At 69.8% G+C, this 14,476-nt stretch carries 18 protein-coding genes; 10 read left to right on the top strand and 8 right to left on the bottom strand.

The window, feature by feature from the left end; all coding sequences use genetic code 11:
* Together VM889_05095 and VM889_05090 are read right to left on the bottom strand one after the other, a co-directional pair.
* Positions 1-643: radical SAM protein (locus VM889_05095; GenBank protein ID HVL47913.1), on the bottom strand; the 643-nt coding region annotated here is incomplete at its 3' end.
* Positions 644-731: 88 nt separating this feature from the next.
* Complete coding sequence (locus VM889_05090; protein HVL47912.1) at positions 732-1,298, bottom strand: hypothetical protein; 567 nt, start codon at positions 1,296-1,298, stop codon at positions 732-734.
* A 102-nt stretch (positions 1,299-1,400) separates the two neighbouring features.
* On the opposite strand from VM889_05090, the gene VM889_05085 reads away from it, so the two are divergent.
* From VM889_05085 to VM889_05075, 3 genes are read left to right on the top strand one after another with little or no spacing between them, the layout of a single operon-like run.
* Entirely contained in the window at positions 1,401-2,066 is a 666-nt protein-coding gene (locus VM889_05085; protein ID HVL47911.1) for an MBL fold metallo-hydrolase, read from the top strand.
* Complete coding sequence (locus VM889_05080) at positions 2,060-2,731, top strand: YkgJ family cysteine cluster protein (protein ID HVL47910.1); 672 nt, start codon at positions 2,060-2,062, stop codon at positions 2,729-2,731. Before VM889_05085 ends, VM889_05080 begins: the two co-directional genes overlap by 7 nt.
* On the top strand, positions 2,715-3,050 hold the full coding sequence (locus VM889_05075) for an RNA repair domain-containing protein (protein HVL47909.1): 336 nt from the start codon (positions 2,715-2,717) through the stop codon (positions 3,048-3,050). The genes VM889_05080 and VM889_05075 overlap by 17 nt, the downstream gene beginning before the upstream one ends.
* Here the strand turns inward: VM889_05075 and VM889_05070 are convergent.
* On the bottom strand, positions 2,973-4,847 hold the full coding sequence (locus VM889_05070) for an Ig-like domain-containing protein (GenBank protein HVL47908.1): 1,875 nt from the start codon (positions 4,845-4,847) through the stop codon (positions 2,973-2,975). The genes VM889_05075 and VM889_05070 overlap by 78 nt on opposite strands.
* A gap of 83 nt (positions 4,848-4,930) precedes the next feature.
* On the opposite strand from VM889_05070, the gene VM889_05065 reads away from it, so the two are divergent.
* Positions 4,931-5,728, top strand: a complete 798-nt coding sequence (locus VM889_05065) for a CBS domain-containing protein (protein ID HVL47907.1) — start codon at positions 4,931-4,933, stop codon at positions 5,726-5,728.
* A 609-nt stretch (positions 5,729-6,337) separates the two neighbouring features.
* Positions 6,338-6,754 carry a hypothetical protein gene (locus VM889_05060; protein ID HVL47906.1) on the top strand — a complete coding sequence of 139 codons (417 nt, stop codon included), beginning with the start codon at positions 6,338-6,340 and terminating at the stop codon, positions 6,752-6,754.
* Positions 6,755-6,792: 38 nt separating this feature from the next.
* Here VM889_05060 and VM889_05055 read toward each other — a convergent pair whose 3' ends face one another.
* Together VM889_05055 and VM889_05050 are read right to left on the bottom strand one after the other, a co-directional pair.
* Positions 6,793-7,281: a hypothetical protein gene (locus tag VM889_05055; protein HVL47905.1), complete on the bottom strand. Its 489-nt coding sequence runs from the start codon at positions 7,279-7,281 to the stop codon at positions 6,793-6,795.
* 62 nt (positions 7,282-7,343) lie between these two features.
* Complete coding sequence (locus VM889_05050) at positions 7,344-8,141, bottom strand: 3-oxoacyl-ACP reductase family protein (GenBank protein ID HVL47904.1); 798 nt, start codon at positions 8,139-8,141, stop codon at positions 7,344-7,346.
* Between the two features lie 150 nt (positions 8,142-8,291).
* On the opposite strand from VM889_05050, the gene VM889_05045 reads away from it, so the two are divergent.
* The 5 genes from VM889_05045 to phaC all read left to right on the top strand — a co-directional run bounded on the left by VM889_05045 (position 8,292) and on the right by phaC (position 11,602).
* Entirely contained in the window at positions 8,292-8,909 is a 618-nt protein-coding gene (locus VM889_05045) for a MaoC family dehydratase (GenBank protein HVL47903.1), read from the top strand.
* Between the two features lie 80 nt (positions 8,910-8,989).
* Positions 8,990-9,301, top strand: coding sequence for an AbrB/MazE/SpoVT family DNA-binding domain-containing protein (locus VM889_05040; protein ID HVL47902.1), 312 nt, complete (start codon positions 8,990-8,992; stop codon positions 9,299-9,301).
* A 22-nt stretch (positions 9,302-9,323) separates the two neighbouring features.
* Positions 9,324-9,866, top strand: coding sequence for a hypothetical protein (locus VM889_05035; GenBank protein HVL47901.1), 543 nt, complete (start codon positions 9,324-9,326; stop codon positions 9,864-9,866).
* A gap of 15 nt (positions 9,867-9,881) precedes the next feature.
* The gene (locus VM889_05030) at positions 9,882-10,523 is read left to right on the top strand and encodes a poly(R)-hydroxyalkanoic acid synthase subunit PhaE (GenBank protein HVL47900.1); all 642 of its coding nucleotides are present in this window, start codon (positions 9,882-9,884) and stop codon (positions 10,521-10,523) included.
* A gap of 2 nt (positions 10,524-10,525) precedes the next feature.
* Positions 10,526-11,602, top strand: a complete 1,077-nt coding sequence (gene phaC, locus VM889_05025; protein HVL47899.1) for a class III poly(R)-hydroxyalkanoic acid synthase subunit PhaC — start codon at positions 10,526-10,528, stop codon at positions 11,600-11,602.
* 210 nt (positions 11,603-11,812) lie between these two features.
* On the opposite strand, the gene phnE is transcribed toward phaC, so the two are convergent.
* Genes phnE through VM889_05010 form a run of 3 tightly spaced genes read right to left on the bottom strand, consistent with a single transcriptional unit; the run spans position 11,813 to position 14,381 of the window.
* Positions 11,813-12,631: a phosphonate ABC transporter, permease protein PhnE gene (gene phnE / locus VM889_05020; GenBank protein HVL47898.1), complete on the bottom strand. Its 819-nt coding sequence runs from the start codon at positions 12,629-12,631 to the stop codon at positions 11,813-11,815.
* Positions 12,613-13,383 (bottom strand): ATP-binding cassette domain-containing protein, encoded by a 771-nt coding sequence (locus tag VM889_05015; protein HVL47897.1) that lies wholly within the window; start codon positions 13,381-13,383, stop codon positions 12,613-12,615. Before VM889_05015 ends, phnE begins: the two co-directional genes overlap by 19 nt.
* A complete protein-coding gene (locus tag VM889_05010) occupies positions 13,383-14,381 on the bottom strand; it encodes a phosphate/phosphite/phosphonate ABC transporter substrate-binding protein (GenBank protein HVL47896.1) in 999 nt (332 codons plus the stop codon). The genes VM889_05015 and VM889_05010 overlap by 1 nt, the downstream gene beginning before the upstream one ends.
* Positions 14,382-14,476 lie beyond the last annotated feature (95 nt).

Here is a 14,476-nt window from a genome sequence, read left to right as displayed (position 1 = left end):
ACTTGAACCCGTGCCGCGCGAGCCACCCGACGAGGCGCGTCATCTGCTCGACGCTGCCGGGGATGCAGGGGATTTCGAAGCCGACGCTCCAGAGGCCCTCGTCCTCGAGCTTTTTCGCTTCGAGCCAGAGGCGCTTGTAGTGCGCGTGCTCCGGCGCGTCCGGGTCCACCCACGTCTCGTCGGGCGGGTGGAACCGCATCTCGTCGAGCCCCGCCTCCGCGAGGGGACGCAGCCACTTCGCGTCGAAGGGAATCTGCGTGTACATGTGGATGTGGTGCTTCGGGCCGAACTCGCTTTTGAGGAATCGGATGTAGCGCAGCGTCCGCTCGGGGTCGTACATCGGGTCGCCGCCCGTGAGACCCGTGCCGGTCGCTCCGATCGTGCGGGCTTCCGCCGCGATGGCCGCGAGGTCGTCGGCGGCGACGCGCTTTTCGTTCGCCCACGCGTCGGTCGCCATGCGGCGCTCCTCGCTGATGGGACAGTAGAAGCACTTGTAGTGGCACACGCCTGTGACGAACAGGACCATCTTCTTGCCCTGCTCGCACATCACGCATCCGACGGGGAGCTTCCCCTGGATGAACCCGCCCGCGGGCCGGTCGCGCAGGAGCTTCAGCGCGGAGGGCTTCCCGTCGGGGGCGGTCATGCTCCGGCCCAGAAGGGGCCCGCTACTTCACGGTTCCGGTGGAGAAAAGGAGAAACGGGGGGCGGCCTCCCAGCCGCCCCACGTCCGATCACTTGTTGCCGACGAGGCTCGCCCAGGGAGCGGTCTTGTCGCTCTTGCCGAACCAGGCCTTCGGCCCGGGCTCGTAGTAGTACCAGAGGATCAGGCCCGCGATCGCGAGCGAGAGGACCGCGCTCATGTCGCCGGCCACGAGCGAGAGGACGGCGAACACGGCGCCGATCCATTGGAGGACGATGGTGGCGGTCCACGCCCAGGGCTTCCCGCCCATCGTGCCCGCGCCAAGCGCGATGTAGAGCGCACCGAGCCCGAGCAGGATGAACCCGAGGATGCCGAAGAGCGCGGCGAACATGCCGCCGACCGCGCCACCCGCTTCGGCGCCGCTCGAGGCCATGAGCGAGCCGAAGATCGCGCCGCCGGCAAACATCCCGAGGCCGATCAGGATGGCGAAGCCTCCGGCGATGAACTCGAGCACGCCGAGGATGGTCACCCCCGTCGGGCGGCCCTGCTGGGCGGCGGCCGGCGCGGGCGCCATCGAGGGCGGGGCGACGGTAGAAAGCGTCGTCGAGGCGACGCCGAGGTTCAGTTTCTGGCCCCTTGGGGAACGCGGTTCAGCCATGATCCCGACTCCAGGCAGGCAAGCGTTCGCGCGCCGTAAGAACGTTGCTTTCCGGACGGAGCGCCGGGAAGGCTCATCCGGAAAGCCGATGATCGCCCGCGCGTGAAAGTCAAGACCGTCGTCTCGGCGCCCTTCGAGGTCAACGTCCACGTCGTCGACCTCGGCGACGAGGCGCTCGTCGTCGACGCTTCGAGCGGGCTCGACTTCCCCGCGGTCGAACGCGCCGTCCGCGCCGCGATCGACGTCGCGCGCGTCCGCAAGTTCCACCTCACCCACTGGCACGTCGACCACGTGCGGGGCGCCGCCGCGATGCGCCGCCTCACCGGCGTGACGCCCACGATCCACGCCGACGAAGCCCGCGCGGTGCGCGAGGGGGACGCGACGCTCACGCTCGGCGCCGCGATGGGCGCCGACCAGCCGCCGTGCGACGTGATCGAAGTCCGGGAGGGCGACGCGATCGAGGTCGGCGGCCGCCGCTTCGAGGTCCTGCTCGTTCCGGGCCACTCGCCCGCGCACACGGCGCTCTGGGAGCCGGAGTCGCGCGCGCTTTTTGCGGGCGACGTCGTGTTCGAGGGCGGATCCTTCGGGCGCGTCGACTTCCCCGGGTGCGACCCGCAGGCGCTCGTGCGCTCCATCGAGCGCCTCGCGGCGCTCGACGCGCGCGACCTCTATCCGGGTCACATGCGGCCCGTGATCGGAGGGGCGCGTGAGGCCATCCTCGAGAGCCTCGACAACGCGCGCCTCATGCTCGAAGGGGGCGCGTGGTGACGGGCTTCGCGTGTCCGAGCGACTGCGCGAAGTGCTGCCGGCTCCAGCCCGAGCGCACGCCCGAGGCCGCTGCGGAGGAACGGGCCTTCATCGACGCGATGGCGGAGATGGGCGTCTACACGTGCGAGGACGGTCCGAACGGCCTCGTCGTCTCACCCCCGGAAGCCGCGCGCCTCAAGGCCGTCGCGAAGTCGCGCGGGTTGCGGCTCAAGCTCCATCCGCGCACGTTCCTCCTCGACGCGCGCGCCCGCCGCGTGGTCGTCGTCGCGTGGCATCTTGCGCACGCGCCGTGCACCTTCCTCGACGGCTTCCGCTGCACCGTGTATGACGACCGCCCGCTCGTGTGCCGCGCCTTCCCAGTCTCGAGTCCCGCGCCGTGGCGACTCGCGCCGCTCTGCCCCGAGGGGCCTCCTGCGCGCGCGAAGCAGCGGACGGGCCTTGCATCGTTTCCCGTCTACTTCGGCGGCGAGGCCGCCGCGCGCCGCGCGCTCGACGCCGAGGACGCGGCCCGCGAGGCGCGCGCCCTTGCGCTCCTCGACGACCCGCGCGCGCGGTTCCGCGCCGGGCTCTCCTTCGCAGCGGCCCGGAAGCTCGGCGCGCGCTGGCCGCGCGTGGACGTGCTCGACTACGCTCCGGGAGGCCGCGCGCGTGCACGGTCCGCGTGAGGTCCTGAACGAACTGAAGTGGCGCGCCGACCGCGACCTCGCAACCGTGGAGGTGTGGTACGTGCACCGGGGCGTGGCGAACGACACGCGGATCGTGCGCGGCTCGGACGTCGTCGCGCTCCACGCGAGCTTCATGGAGGTCCGCGCGCCGCGCGAGCGGGGCATGGGCGGCACGGCGATGATCCCCTACCACCGCGTCTTCCGCATCGTGGAGGCGGGCGAGCCCCTGTGGGAGCGGCGCTCACGATCGCCGCCGCAGGGCGGCGATGACGAGGCCGACGAGCGCGACGACGAGGGGCGCGAGGCCGGGGGTCGCTGAAGGCCCATCGCCGGACGGACCTCCGGCGATGAGGTCGGGCGCCTCGACGAGGAGCGTCAGCACGGCCGTGGCGGCCCCTCCTTTTCCATCGCCCGCGCGGATCGTGATCACATGGGGTCCCGGCGCTTCGAGCGTCGCGTTCCAAGCGTACGAGAACGACGCGCCCGAGGGAAGCGCGAACCAGGAACCGTCGTCGATGCCGATCTGGTAGAAGACATCGTCGGCGTCGGGATCCGTCGCCTCGCCCTCGATGACGACGACGCCCGAAACGAGGCTACCGTTCGCGGGCGAGAGGATGCGGAGCGTAGGCGCCCGGTTCGCCGTCGGAGCGACGACCTCCACGACGATCGCGACGCTCGTGGCAAGACGCCCATCGTCCGCGGTCGCGACGAGCGTGTGGGAGCCGGGCTCGAGGTCGTGCGTGTCCCATGTGTACGTCCAGCTCCCGTGCGGCACGATTGTTGGGAGATCGTTGTCGACCTGGATTCGGACGACAACGGGCGTGCCATCAGGGTCGCTCGCGATGCCGCGAACGTCCACGACGCCCGACACACGCGCGCCCTCGCTCGGCGAGAGGATGACAATGTTCGGCGGCCGGTTCGGGGGCGGCGCCTCGCGCACGGTCACGGTCACGGTGGCGGATGTCGACGTCGCCCGGCCGTCGTCGGCGACGGCGAGGAGCGTGTGCGCGCCGGGCGCAAGTGCGGTCGTGTCCCATGTGTAGTTCCACGACGCGCCGCCCGCGACGGCGACGGGCGCGCCGCCATCGACGCGCAGGCGAACGGTGAAGGATTCTCCGTCCGGGTCGGAGGCGGTGCCGCGCACCTGGACCACGCCCGTGACCGTGGCGCCGTCGACGGGCTCGGTGATGGCGACGACGGGCGCGCGGTTCTGCGGCGGCGGGCGCGCGACGTGGACGGTGCGCGTCGCGGACGACGCGGTGGTTTTTCCGTCCGAGACGGTCGCCACGAGCGTGTGGGTCCCCTCGCTGGCGGACGCGGTGTTCCAGGAGTAGGCCCAGGAGACGCCGCCGGTCACCGGGATGGGGGTCCCGCCGTCGATGGCGAGCGTGACCGTGAGCGCGTCCCCGTCCGCGTCGCTCGCGGCGCCCGCGACGCGCACGACGCCCGTCACGGTCGCGCCCTCCGCGGGCGTTTCGATGCTCACGACCGGCGCGGCGTTCGGCGGCGCGTTCGAGACGGTGACCGCGCGCGTCGCGGAGGAGGTCATCTTCCCATCATTGGCCGTGACGCGCAGCGTGTGCGCGCCGTCCGCGACGCCGGTCGTGTCCCACGAATATGACCACGACGTGGAGCCGGTGACGGCGAACGGCGCGCCGCCGTCGATCGCGAGCGTGATCGTGAGGGCGTCGCCGTCCGCGTCGGACGCGGTGCCGGTCACGCTCACGGTGCCTGACACGGTCGCGCCGGAGGCCGGGGTCGAGAACGCGACGCTCGGCGCCGCGTTCGCGGGCGGTCCCTGCACCGTGAGCGATGCGGTCATCGAGGGATGGATCGAGCAGAAGTAGCTGTACGTGCCCGCCGTCGTGAACGTGTGCGAGCGCGATTGGCCGTTCGAGATGGTGCCCGTGTTGAACGAGGCCGGTCCTGAGCTTGAGGTCGCCGTGTGCGGCGCGCCGTCCATGTTCGTCCACGTCACGGTGTCGCCCACCGCGATCGTGAGCGGATTCGGCGCGTAGGCGAATCCCTGGATCGACACGCCCGCGGTCGCGGCCCCGGCGCTCTCGAACGCGAGGGGGACGGTGACAAGGGCGAGGGCCACGAGCGCGACGCGCATGGCCTCGGAAGAAGTCAGGGCGTCTTGAGGCCTCCGGACGAACGCCAAAGGTTAAAGGAACCCACGCGCCCTAGCCGCGCCGCGTGAAGAAACCCCTCGTGAAGGACTACATGACCCGCGAGGTCGTGAGCCTCCGCCCGGACATCACCGTGCAGGCCGCGATCGAGAAGGTCGTCCGCGAGGGGCACGTCGGTCTCCCTGTGGCCGACGGCGACAGGCTCGTCGGCTTCATCACGCCCAAAGAGTTGCTTCGCAACCTCGACAAGCGAGACCGCCAGCTGCGCGACATCATCGCGCATGGAACCGTGGTGGCCCACCCGGAGATGGACATCGAGGATGCCGCGCGCATCCTGTTCCGCATGGGCGTGAAGGAGCTTCCCGTCGTGGAGGACACGGGGAAGATGGTCGGCATCGTCTCGACGACCGACATCATCCGAAGCCACATCGAGCGCGTGACCCCGCGCAAGATGCTCAAGCTCAAGGAGACGCTCGAGAGCCTCTACGGTCTCGAGGTCGCGATCGACCGATCCGTCGTGCCGCTTGCGAACCTGCTTCCGACCCAGAAGCGCATCTACGCGGACGAGCTCGAAGGTCGCAAGCGCGAGATCCAGCGCGGCCTCGCCGAGCCGATCATGATCATCGACAAGCGTCCCCAGCCGATCCTGGTGGACGGTCATCATCGCGCGCTCGCGGCCCTCCAATTGGGCCTCGACAAGCTCGACGCCTACGTGCTGACGCTCGACCGGGACCTCGAATTGGGCCTCGAGCGCAACGCGCGCGCTTCCGGCCTGAACGCGCTCAAGGACGTGGAGATCAACGACTTCGGCCAGCACCCGCTCGTCGAGATCACGAGTCGGCTCCTCAAGCGCGAGAAGGAATAGCGGCTCCGCTTGGCCATCAACGCCCCCGGGGGGAGGAGGGGAGGGAGGCTAGCGTTCGTGAGAACGTCGTCCCCGGGGTGGCGCCCGGCATGATGCGCCGGAGCGGGTGGAAACCCGAGGCGATCGACGCGCATGCCGATATTAAGGATTGTGGCGCGAGGCGAGCGGCCGTCCCCGGGAGGCCGGCAAGGCATCCGAAGGCGGCGGAGGAAGGCCCCGATCGGCCCCCGACACGGCCGGCATGAAAGTCATGAGTGGGCCCCGAGGAGGAGGGAGGCGGGAGGCTTGACGGGGCCCACTCGGTGACGGCGATCTCCAGCAACGATCCGGCAACGGATCGCGCGGCGCGCCGTCGCGCCGCTTTCGACAAGCGATCGACCGCACGGCTCGGGCTTAAGGTTTGCGACACTTCCCCTAAGGACCCCGGCCGTCCTCCGCCGCTGGCCCCATATAGTCGGCATGGGACCGGCTGTTTGCGATTGCGCCGTCACAAAGCCGCGATTTGCCGATCATGACGACGATGGTCAGGGTGAATCGATTTCGGCGGCTTCATCCCCGGGCGGCCCGCTCGAATGGGTGCCGCCACGTGCGGCACAGGTGGGTTGACCAATGACGGAGAAGACGATCATGGGCAAGACGGTCGTGCGAGCGTGGCTCACCGCCCTGGGCGCGGTGCTGATCCTTCTGGGCGTGCTCGGCCTCGTCCCGCAGTTCACGGGCGAGCCGCACACGATCCCGATCCATCTCGAGGAAGGCGAGATGGTCCTCCATTGGGTCCTCGGCATCGTGACGCTCGGCATCGCCTTCGGCATCCGCGACGAAGCGATGGCGAGGAACCTCGCGAACATCCTCGGCGTCGCGTTCGTCGTCGTCGGGCTCGGCGGCTTCGTGGCCCCCGACATCGGCGTCTGGCACGTTGGCGTCGTGGACAACGTCCTCCACATCGTGGTGGGCGCGGTCACGCTCGCGGTGGCGATGATGAACCGCGACGCAATGACGCAGCCCCGCGGCGGACAGGCCGTCTGACGCCGTCTCCGCGACGCTTCGCGGGGTCCACGCGGGAATCACACCGCGGCCGGGCGCTTCGCCCGGCCCCGCTTCTTCTCAGGGACGGTGATCCCCTTTCCGCGCTTCCAGACGACGCGCCCGCCGTACCCGTCGCGCGTGTACCGCATGAGCCAGGCGATCTCCAGGCTGTTGTCGTCGCCCTTTTCCTGGACCATGTCTCCAAGGGCGACGGCCACGTCGAGGAACGCGAGCGCTTTCGGATCGCGCCGCTCGAGCGCCGCGATGAACGCTTTCGACTCCGGGCAGCGGCTGTGCACGATGACCCGATCCTTCTGGGGAATGAGGGGATAGGTCTTGCACCTGAGCGGCCGCATCGATTTGAGCTGACAGCCCGTGCCCGGGGCGAGGAAATAGCATGCCCCGCAGCACTCCTCGAGACAGATGCCCGTCTTGGCCGCGACGTGCTCGCCGCAGTTCCAGACGTAGGTCTCGGCGAGCGCGGGGTCGAGCCGGCCTTCGGCGATGCGCACGGGAACGCGGGCCACGGAAAGACGAAGGCGTGAAGCGACAACTAGGTTGCGACGCCCCGGCGCGGCGCCACCGCGGCTCAGCCCATGTAGATCCCGCCGTTCACGTTCAGCACCTCGCCCGTGAGGTAGTCCGCGTTGGGCGAGGCAAGGAAGACGACGGCGTTCGCGACGTCCTCGGGGCGGCCGAACCGGCGCACCGGGATCTCGGCGAGGAGCTTCTCCCGCACGCGCTCCGGAACCCCCATGAGCATCTCCGTCTCGATGAATCCGGGCGCGACGGCATTCACGTTCACGTTGTCGCGCGCGAGCTCGACGGCGAGCGCGCGGGTGAACGCAATGATGCCGCCCTTCGAGGCGGCGTAGTTCGTCTGGCCGAAGTTGCCGCGCTGGCCGACGAAGGACGCGACGTTCACGATCCGGCGGCGGCCCGGAGAGGCGGTGACGTCCTCGAGGAACGTCTTCGTGACATTGAACGCCGCCGTGAGGTTCGTATCGACCACGGACCTCCACTGGTCGAGGGACATCTTCTTGAAAGAGGCGTCCATGTTGATGCCGGCGTTGTTGACGAGGACATCGACGATGCCGAGCGAGGCGTTCACCTCCCGCTTCATGCGCGCGAGGTCGTCGACGGAAGTCACGTCGCCCTTGACGATGCAAGTCTTGACGCCGTTCTCGCGAGACCGCTTCGCGACCTCGGCCGCGGATTCCTCCGACCGGTTGTAATTGATGGCGACATTCGCGCCGTTTTCCGCGAGGGCGAGCGCGATCGCCCGGCCGATGCCGCGCGATGCTCCGGTCACGAAGGCGTTTGCTCCCTCGAGGAGCCGCGGGCGCGAGGTGGAGACGGTAGCGTAAGGATGCGTCACGGATGCCACAAGGATCACCCTCCCATGGACCGCCCGGATGAGGCGGTGCCCCGTCCGATCGCGCCCGGATGCAAGATTGTTGCGCCTACCAATTTCGATGGGTGTGCGGCAAAGGTTTTACCCGTTGGCAGGTCGGTTCGCGAACGGCAGGCCCAGGCCATGACGCACGCCTCAACGAATCCGGCCCTCGCGTGGACCTCGACCGTCGTCGCCGCGCAGTCCGCCGCGCTCCGCGCAGCTTCGGATCACTGGCTGCGGTCGACGCGCTACCTCCTCGGTCTCGCGCCCACGGGCACCTCCGCGGCGCCGGAGGTGCGCGGGGATCCGGCCGAGACGCCGGGACACGGTCCCGCGGCTGAGAAGGCGCAGGGCTCCATCGCCGATGTCGCCGTCGGATACCGCCTGGAGTTCACGCGCCGCGTCACCACGGACCTCATCGAGGCCTTCGGCGACGTGAGCGGCGACGTCGCGCGCCTGCATTTCGACGAGGATTACGCCGCGAAATCACGGTTCGGCGGCCGCATCGCGCACGGCATGCTCACGGGCGCGTTCATCAGCGCGGCGCTCTCGCGGCTCCCCGGGCTTGTCATCTACCTCTCGCAGGAGCTGCGCTTCATCGGTCCCGCCCGGCCCGGCGACGTCATCACCGCCCGGATCACGGTCACGGAGCGTCCAGAAGGCAAGTCCTGGGCGCGCCTTCGGACCGAATGCCTCCTTGAAGACGGCACCGTCATCGCCGACGGCGAAGCGAAGGTGCTCCTCGGGCCCGAGCCATAGCGTCCTTGTCCTCTCAAGGAGCCAAGGAAAGCCACCGGTTGGCGCCAACCTTTTCCCTGCGCGGACGCTAGCGCCCTCGCATGGCGCCGAACGAGCCTGTCCGAGGCGCGAGTCCGGCAACCCTCTGGGCGACGCCTTTCCAGATGCTCGCCCGCGCCGCCGAGACCCAACAGCAGGTCGCCGACGAATGGCGACGCCATTGGCTCTCGATGGCCGGCGCGAACGCCGTCTTCAAGACCCGCGTCCAGAAGAGCGGACGCATATCGATTCCGGACGCGGAACGGGAAGCGATCGGGCTCGACGAGGGCGACCTCGTGCAGGTCGTCGTGATTCCGCTCGGACGCCATCGCAACCAGGTGAATCATCATGCCGAACCCCACGACGAAGACTGATCTGCAGGAGACAAGGACGCGAGTGGCGGAAGCGGTCGGCGCGGCCTACGGCGCGCAGCTCGCTCTGCACAAGAACGTCCTCGAGACCGCGCGCGCGGGCCTCGAGTTCTCGATCGCGCTCCAGCGCACGGGCCTCACGACGCTCTCGCGCGCGATGGAGGTCGCCCTGCGCACGCCGCAGCCGCTCATGGACACCGCGGCGCTCACCCGGTCGACGACGGGCCTCATGAGCGCCATGCCGGGACTGGCGCCGCCGGCCGCCGACCGCCTCGCCCGCGACGCCGCGAGCGCGATGAACGAGATCCAGCAGACGGCGATCCGGGCGGGCGAGACGATGCGGGACGTGACGAACAAGGGCGTTTCGCAGTACGAGCAGGCGCTGAACGAGGTCGAGACGCGCTCGAAGGAGTCGATCCGCTCCCTGGAGTCCGGCGTCCAGGACGCGTCGGCCATGGCCGCCCGCGTGACCGGCGCCTGGGTTTCGGCCTTCTTCGACGCGACGCAGGCGGCCCTCAACGCGACGGGAGAGGCCGGCTCGGCGCTCTCGCGCGGTCCTTCGATGTGACGACGCGGTGACCCCATGCCCGAGACACCGACGACCAGCGTCGAGCCTTTCGCCCGCGCCGCGGAGCAGGCGGTCGCGTTCAACCTCCAGGTGGGCCGCGCGTTCATGGACGCGTGGGCGCGTTCGCTCGCGGATCTCCAGAAGACCTCCGCGGACACCCAACGGGCGTTTCGCGTTCCCGTCGACTCGCCGCGCGCCGCCCTTGCGGGCGCCCCCTTCGCGGACGTTGGCCGCATCTGGCTCGAGACCATGAACGAGGCCACGCGCCGCACGCAGGAGGCGATGCAGAAGGGTCAGCTCGTGACGCCCGACGCCTACGTTGACCTGTGGTCGAAGGCCGCCTCCGAGCTCGCGCAGGCGGTCGTCTCCGACGCCTCGTTCGCGGCCCTGACGGGGGAATGGGTGAACGCCGTCTCGCAGGCCCGGGGAGAGGCCCGCCGGACGGGCGCCAACCAGCTCCGCGAGATGGGATTCGCGACGCACACGGATGTCGAGGAGGTCGGAAAGCGGCTCATCGAGCTCGAACGACGCGTCCATGACCTCGCGCTCCTCGTCGAGGACGAGATCGTTCCCTCCAAGGCCACCGCGCCGGCAAAGGCGCGCGGAGGCCGGTCGCGCGAGCGCGCGGACGACCGCGACAAGGCGGGATCGAAGTGACGATGTCCGCGGATGTCTCCGGCGCTCCGCTCGCGCCGTACGTCGACGTGGTCAACCGCGGCGCGAAGGCGATGCAGCTCTACCTGAACCCGCCCCGGGTCGAAGTGGGAGAGACGCCCGCGGACGTCGTGTGGAAGGAGAACAAGGTCCGGGTCCTGAGATACCGACCGCTCGCCGAGCGACGACACAAGACGCCGATTGTCATCGTGTACGCCCTCGTGAACAGACCGACCATCCTCGACCTTCAGCCCGACCGCAGCGTCGTTCACCGGCTCCTCGAAGGCGGCCACGACGTCTATCTCATCGACTGGGGTTCCCCGACCCCGCTCGACCGGCACCTCACGCTCGACGACTACGTGAACCGCTACATCCACAACGCGGTGCGCGCCGCGTGCCGCGAGGCGGGAACGGAGGATGCGTCCATCCTGGGCTACTGCATGGGGGGCGCGATGGCCGTGATGTACGCGAGCTTCCGTCCGGAGCGGGTGCGCGCCCTCGCGCTCATGGCCGCCCCGTTAGACTTCTCGAAGGATCCTTCGCTTCTCAAGCAGTGGGCGGCGGAGGAGCACTTCGACGTGGACACGCTCACGGATGCGCTCGGCAACATCCCGCCCGAGTTCCTGAACGGGGGCTTCTCGATGCTCAAGCCGTTCGAGAACACGATGGGGAAGCTCATCTCGCTCTACCAGATCGCGGACGACCCGAAGGCGGTCGAGAACTACTTCCGGATGGAGAAGTGGCTCGCCGAGGGGCCGGACCTCCCCGGCGAGACCTACCGGCAGTATATCAAGGATCTCTACCAGCGCAACCGCCTCGCTGAAGGAACGATGGAGATCGGCGGTCGGCGGGTCGCGCTCGAGGCGCTCGACATGCCCGTGTGCACCATCACGGGCCTCGGCGACCACCTCGTGCCGGCGATTTCGACCGAAGCCTTCGTCGAGCGCCTGCCGAACGCGACGGACAAGACGAAGTTCGAGGCGCCGAGCGGCCACATCGGGCTCAGCGTCTCGTCGCGATCGCACCGCGATCTCTGGCCCAGGGTCGTCGAGTGGTTCGCGAGGCACGCCGAGCCGGCGTGAGAATCGGAAAGAAGCCCCGACCCGGACCCGCCGCGGGCGAACAGCTTGCTTGGGGGAGTGAAGGGACGCCGGGCGGGCGCGCACCGTTTCCGGTGACCGCGTCGGCGCAATCGGGGTGACGTGGCGGGTCCGGGCCGAAGCCGCTTGCGCGGCCGGGCTTGAGTCGTCCTCGCCGCCCGGGGGTCTTGTCGCTTCTTGTACAAGGGGCCGTCAAGCCGCGGGCGTCGGGCCCGCTTCCGGCAGGAACCGCCGGCGAACGAGCCCTCCGGCGCCCTCGATGAGCAGGACGGCGACAAGCAGCAGGAGCAACGCCGTCGCGAGCTTCCTGTACTCGAAGAGCTGCATGTAGCGGAAGAGGTAGAATCCGATGCCGCCCGCGCCCACGAACCCGAGGATGCTCGAGGCCCGCACGTTGTACTCGAAGACGAACATCGCCTGGCTGAGGAGGGCGTTGCCCGCCTCCGGGAGGATGGCGTGCCGCGCGAGCTGCCATCGGGAAGCGCCCGTCGACCGGACGGCTTCGATGACTTCGGGGTCGACGCCTTCGATGGCCTCGTAGAAGAGCTTCCCGAGATAGCCGAGCGTGTAGAGCGCGAGGCCGAGGGTGCCCGCGAGGGGGCCGAGGCCGACCATGATGACGAACACGAGGGCCCACAGGAGCGAGGGAATTGTCCGGATGACCGCGAGGAGCTTGCGCACAACGGGCGCGACCAGGGGCGGCCCGAGCGTGCGGGCCGCGACCACGGCGAGCGGGAGAGCGAGGGCCGCGCCGATCACGGTTCCGAGATAGGCCATCTGGACCGTTTCGACGAGCGCCTCCGCGAGGGTCGCCATCAGGTCGGGATCCAGGTCGGGCGGGAAGAGGTCGTGCGCGAGCGTGCCCAGGTTCGAAGCGCCTTGCGCGAGGCGGGAGAAGGAGAAGCCGACGTCGAGGAGGGACCACACGAGGATGCCCGCGAGCGTGGCCGCGGTGAGCGCGAGGCCGATGCGGCGCGCGTCCGAGTCGCCGTTCACGCCCGGAGCAGGCATCGGATCTCCTCGGCGCTCGTCGTCGCGGGATCGACCTCGTCCAGGACGCGGCCGTCCGCGAGCACGACGAGCGAATCGGCGTGCGCGAGCGCGAGTTCGACGTTGTGCAGCGCCATGACGACGGCGACGCCCTCGCGCCGCAGGCGCCCGACGTGGTCGAGGACCGCCGAGGCGTTCACCGCGTCGAGATTCGAGACAAACTCGTCCGCAAAGAGCACGCCCGGCCGCTGCACGAGGGCCCGCGCGATCGCGACGCGCTGCCGCTCGCCGCCCGAGAGGCGGGATGCGCGCTCCCCGGCCTTCGCCCGCAGGCCGACGGCGTCGAGCGCCTCGAGCGCCGCGTCCACCTCGTCGGCGGGGAAGTCGCCGAGCATCGCGCGCCACGGCGCGACGCGCGCGAGCGAGCCCGCGAGGACGTTGTCCAAAACGCGCCGCGCGCGGACGAGCCCGAGATGCTGCGGGATGTAACCGACGCGACCCTTCGCGCGGTGCGCGGCGGGTGAAGCGGCGTCCGGAAGGCGAAGCGTGACGGCGCCGGTTCTGGGCGTCGCGAGGCCCGCGAGAACCTTGAGAAGCGTCGTCTTCCCCGCGCCGGAGGCGCCGAGGAGGGCGACGGCCCCGCCGCGCGGGACCGAGAGGTCGACGCCCGCGAGCGTCTCGCGTCCGCCGCGGTGGGCGAAGCGGACCCCGCGCGCCTCGATGGCGAGCGGGTTTGCGGACGTCTCCATCTCGGGCGCGGCGAGGATCGTCATCAGCCGATCTTCTCCTGGAGGCGGAACCCGACGCGGCCGAGCGCGGCCCCGAGGGGCGCCGTGTGCTGCTCGGTCGTCGTCTCGACGAATTCGACGAAGATGCCGGACACGAGCTTGCGCATGAGGTCCTTGCGCTCGCCCTTGAGCTCGAGCAGCGCGGCCTTCGTGGCGTCGGCGCGCTCGCCGTCGAATTTCTTGGAGAACACGACAGCGTGGGAGGGGATGGGCCCCTGCGTCTCGACGATGCGCGTGCCGTTCATGACCTCTTCGAAGAGCGACGCGCGCACGTCGCCCGCGATGACGGCGACGTCGGCCTGGCCCGTCTTCAGGGCTTCCCAGGCCTGGCCGTAGCCGCCCGCGATCGTGACCTTGCCGAAGAACGCGCCGGGGTCGGCTTCGACCTTGCCCGACGCGGCGGGGACGAGGCCGAGCTCGACGAGGCGGGCCACAGGATACACGTAGCCCGAGGTGGACGTGAGGCTCGAGTACGCGACCGACTTGCCGCGGAGATCCTCCAGGGTCTGGTACGGGCTGTCGTCTCGGACGACGTAGTAGGAATAGTAGTACGGAGCCACCGTCATCGCGCCGTCGATGATGACTTCGCGGTTCTCCGCGAGCGCGATCCGCGCCCCGCCGAGGTCGTGCGCGAGGCGCGCCTGCCAGGCGCCCATGAACGCGATGTCGGCGTGGCCATGGCGGAGCGCCTCGACGACGCCCGCGTACGAGAGCGGGATGATGATCTCGAAATCGTATCCGGTGCGGTTTTCCAGGAAGGCCTCGAGCTCCGTGGCGCGGGCCTGGATGGCCGCGCTGCTGTCGGACGGGGTGATGGCGAGGACGATCTTCTCGCGCGCGCCGTCCGCCGGGCCGCCGCCGAGGACGGCGCCCTTGGCGCCTTCGTTCGAAAGCATGTAGCCGGCCGAGGCGCCCACGGCGCCGATGAGGATGGCGAGGGCGACGAGCACGGGCGTGGAGAGACGGGTCGTTTCGCGGGTCATCGGGATCACGTTTCGGTTCGCCGAAATCTCGGCGCTATTTTTTCGGACACCCGAAATCGACACCCGCCAAGATTTCGGCGCACCGAAATCATCGG

The organism is Candidatus Thermoplasmatota archaeon (genome assembly GCA_035540375.1).
In the GTDB taxonomy this organism is placed as follows: Archaea; Thermoplasmatota; SW-10-69-26; order JACQPN01; family JAJPHT01; genus DATLGO01.
This window is presented reverse-complemented; position numbering and strand designations above follow the sequence as displayed.